4 protein-coding genes are annotated in these 3,629 nt (G+C 70.9%); 1 reads left to right on the top strand and 3 read right to left on the bottom strand.

Annotation, left to right across the window (positions count from 1 at the left end):
* A partial coding sequence (gene rlmN, locus ACLFOB_RS14640; RefSeq protein ID WP_410926561.1) for a 23S rRNA (adenine(2503)-C(2))-methyltransferase RlmN occupies nucleotides 1-830 on the bottom strand: 830 nt, incomplete at its 3' end.
* A 68-nt stretch (nucleotides 831-898) separates the two neighbouring features.
* A complete protein-coding gene (locus ACLFOB_RS14635) occupies nucleotides 899-1,462 on the bottom strand; it encodes an invasion associated locus B family protein (RefSeq protein WP_410917303.1) in 564 nt (187 codons plus the stop codon).
* Between the two features lie 169 nt (nucleotides 1,463-1,631).
* Between ACLFOB_RS14635 and ACLFOB_RS14630 the strand changes: the two genes are divergently transcribed.
* On the top strand, nucleotides 1,632-2,627 hold the full coding sequence (locus tag ACLFOB_RS14630) for an asparaginase (protein ID WP_410926560.1): 996 nt from the start codon (nucleotides 1,632-1,634) through the stop codon (nucleotides 2,625-2,627).
* A 7-nt stretch (nucleotides 2,628-2,634) separates the two neighbouring features.
* Here the strand turns inward: ACLFOB_RS14630 and serB are convergent, their stop codons facing one another.
* Nucleotides 2,635-3,513, bottom strand: a complete 879-nt coding sequence (gene serB / locus ACLFOB_RS14625) for a phosphoserine phosphatase SerB (RefSeq protein ID WP_410926559.1) — start codon at nucleotides 3,511-3,513, stop codon at nucleotides 2,635-2,637.
* Nucleotides 3,514-3,629: the final 116 nt, after the last annotated feature.

The raw sequence follows: 3,629 nt of genomic DNA, 5'->3' as shown, positions 1-3,629 counted from the left end.
AGCGCATCGAGCAGCGTGGCGATGTTCCACTTCCTGTTGATCGGCACGAGGCGGTCGCGCACCTCGTCGGTCGTGGCGTGGAAACTGACCGCAAGCAGGCAGCCGATCTCTTCCGCGCAGCGGGCGATCTCGGGCACCACGCCCGAGGTCGACAGCGTGATGCGCCGGCGCGACAGCGAGATCCCCTCGCCGTCCATCGCGATCTTCATCGCGTCGCGCACGTTCCCGAAATTGTAGAGCGGCTCGCCCATCCCCATCAGCACGATGTTCGAGATGAGGCGCGGCCGCTCTCCCATCCCCTCGCCCGGTTTCGGCCAGTCGTCGAGATCGTCGCGCGCCGCCATGACCTGGCCCACGATCTCCCCCGCGGTCAGGTTGCGCACCAGTCGCTGGGTGCCAGTGTGGCAGAAGGAACAGGTCAGGGTGCAACCCACCTGAGACGAGATGCAGAGCGTCCCGCGGTCCGTCTCCGGGATGTAAACGGTCTCGACCTCGTGGCCGCCCGCGATGCGCATCAGGTACTTGCGCGTGCCGTCGGCGCTGACCTGTTTCGAGACGACCTCGGGGATCGCGATGACGAACTTTTCCGCCAGTTCCGCGCGATAGGCCTTGGACAGGTTCGTCATCGCCGCGAAGTCGCGCTCGCCGCGCTGATAGATCCACTGCCAGAGCTGCGCCTCGCGCATCTTCGCCTGCTTCTCGGGCGTGCCGGCCTCGACCAGCGCCGCGCGGAGGGCGGGCCGGGTCAGGCCCACGAGGTTGCACGCGCCGTCCGGCTGCTTCCGGGGCAGCGTCAGGACATCCTGCGTGATCGGCGCATCGGCGGTCATCGGGTCACTCGCGTGTCAGGGGACGATGAGGCCCCATATAGCATTTTCGCGAGGATGCCAAAGTGCCGTCACTCCTCGCAGCGACGCTGCGCCTCCTCGACCGCGGAGGTGTAGCCCATGAGCGAGAAGGTGTCCTGCGTCTGCGTGCCGCGCGTGCTCTGCGCCGTCACCACGGCATCCGAGCCCCGCCGCATCGCCGCGGCGATCTTCGCATCCTCCTCCGGAGAGGCGGCCCAGGCCCATTCCTGCTCGTTCACCGGCGTGTCCGAATCGTCGGGCTGGGTGTAGAGCCGGAACTCGCTGTCACCGATCACCAGCGTGATCGGTTCTTCGGTGGAAAACGGATAGCCGCCCGTGAAGGTGACCTGTCCCGCGACGTCCTCGTCCGGACGGAAGAAGGTGAAAAGCAGGGTCTCGCCCCGCCGCACGGCGACGACGCGGCCGTCGCGCGTATTCTCCGTCTCCTTCGGCTGGGTCACGGCCCAGCATTCCTTTGGATTGTCCTCGATAAAGACGCTCCAGTCCGTCTCCGCGGCGACGCGGTTCGTGCTTTCTGCCTCCTGCGCCGTGGCGACACTGCCTGCCATCAGCAGAAGGACGCCGGCCAGACCCGGCACCATACGGGATGTCATTCGCCTGCCTCCAAGCTGTCCATGCCCCAGATCGTGCCCGCCAAAGCCGCTCTTGGCGGCGGCTCGTTCGGCCGGGCGAGCCCCTCTCGACGGGCGTGTTCTACCGTGAAATGCTCTGTCCGCGAAAGGGTTCTTGGCGGAAAATCGCCAAACCGTGAGGGGGAACGCGATGCAGGGCTGGGTACCGATGGTCGAGGTCACGCGCGACCCCTTCGTGGAAAGCCTGCATCTGGGCGCGGCGGCGGTGGCGGGGCCCGAGGGCCTGCGCGACGCCTGGGGCGACGCGGAGCGCACGATCCTGCCGCGCTCGGCGATCAAGATGATCCAGGCGCTGCCGCTGCTGACCTCGGGCGCGGCGGACGCCGCCGGGCTTGGCCCCGAACATCTGGCGCTGGCCTGCGCCTCGCACCAGGGGGCGGAGAGGCACACGCGGCGGGTCGCCGACTGGCTGGCAGGGCTGGGGCTGGGCGAGTCGGACCTGCGCTGTGGGCCGCAGATGCCCTCGGACCGCGCCGCGCGCGAGGCGCTGATCCGGGCGGGCACGCCACCCACGCAACTGCACAACAATTGCTCCGGCAAGCACGCGGGGATGCTGACGCTCGCCCGGCACATCGGAGCGGGGCCGGAGTATCACCTGCCCGACCATCCCGTGCAGGCGGCCTGCCGCGAGGTCTTCGAGGACCTCACCGGCGCGCCATCGCCGGGCTACGGGATCGACGGCTGCGCGCTGCCCAATTACGCCGGGCGGCTCGACGGCATCGCGCAGGCGATGGCGTGGTTCGCCACCGCACACCGGCGCGAGGACGCGCAGAGCCGCGCCGGCGCGCGGCTGGTCGAGGCGATGATGGCGCATCCCGATCTGGTGGCGGGAGAGGGCCGCGCCTGCACCGAACTCATGCGGGCAGCCCCCGGCGCCTTCGTCGTCAAGACCGGGGCAGAGGGCGTCTTCACCGCGATCCTGCCTGCGCAGGGGGTGGGCATCGCGCTGAAGATCGCGGACGGCGCGGGGCGCGCGGCGGACTGCGCGATCGCCGCGCTGCTGGTGCGGCTGGGCGTGCTGGAGGCGGACGCCCCTGCCGCGGCCGCCCGGATCGAGGCGCCGATTCGCAACCGCCGGGGCGACACGGTGGGCCACGTCCGGCCCGCAGCCGCGCTTCGGGCCTGAACGGGGATCAGACCGGCGCGAACTCCGATCTGCGATAGCCCTGCAGGTAGAGCAGCGCGGTCAGGTCGCCGTGGTTGACCCGGATCTGCGCCTGAGCCTGCACAGCCGGCTTGGCGTGCAGCGCCACGCCAAGCCCCGCGCGCCCAAGCATCCCCAGATCGTTCGCACCGTCGCCGACCGCGATGGCGTCCTCGGGCGCGATCCCCAGCCGCGCCGCCGTGCGCTCGAGCGCGGCGACCTTGGCATCGCGGCCAAGGATGGGGGGCCGGACCGTGCCGGTCAGCCGGCCCCCGGCCGCCTCCAGCACGTTGGCCTGCGCCTCGTCGAAGCCCAGCGCGGCGGCCACCGGCCCGGCGAAGGCGGTGAAGCCACCGGACACAAGCAGCGTGTGCGCCCCGTTCGCGCGCATCGTCGCGGCCAGCACGGCGGCCCCCGACATGTGGGTGATCCGCTCGGCCAGCACCCGGTCGATCACGCCGGCCTCGAGCCCCTTCAGCAGCGCCACCCGCTCGGTCAGCGCGCCCTCGAAATCCAGCTCGCCGTTCATCGCCCGCGCGGTGATCTCGCGGACATGCGCGCCCACGCCCGCGACCTCGGCCAGTTCGTCGATGCACTCCTGCCGGATCAGCGTGCTGTCCATGTCCGCGATCAGCAGCCGCTTCCGCCGCCCCGCCTCGGGCACCAGGGCGAGGTCCACGCCAAGCCCCTGCAACTCCCCCCACACCCCGGGCGCGTTCGACGGCGCCTGCGGCACCGGAAACTCCGCCGCCTCGCCGGGTGCCAGCCAGACGGCCGGCCCGCCACCCCAGGCGTTCCGGAGGCTCTCGACCAGCGCGGGGTCGAGCGCGGGACATGCGGGATCTGTCAACAGGACGGCTGTGGGCATGAGGGGGCTCTGGATCGAATACGACGTTTCGGCTCGCCTTAGCGGCAATTTTCCCCTTGTGAAAGCCGCGGCCGCGGCGTATCCGCGGCGGCGGGACACCCCTCCCCAACGAGGGG

This window comes from Rhodosalinus sp. (genome assembly GCF_046542825.1).
In the GTDB taxonomy this organism is placed as follows: Bacteria; Pseudomonadota; Alphaproteobacteria; order Rhodobacterales; family Rhodobacteraceae; genus Rhodosalinus.
Note: the sequence above shows the minus strand (reverse complement) of the source record. Positions and strands in the feature narration are given on the sequence as shown.

Coding starts and splice junctions, on each gene's coding strand:
- serB (WP_410926559.1), bottom strand. CDS start 3,513: ATGCCCACAGCCGTCCTGTTGACAGATCCCGCATGTCCCGCGCTCGAC.
- ACLFOB_RS14630 (WP_410926560.1), top strand. CDS start 1,632: ATGCAGGGCTGGGTACCGATGGTCGAGGTCACGCGCGACCCCTTCGTG.
- ACLFOB_RS14635 (WP_410917303.1), bottom strand. CDS start 1,462: ATGACATCCCGTATGGTGCCGGGTCTGGCCGGCGTCCTTCTGCTGATG.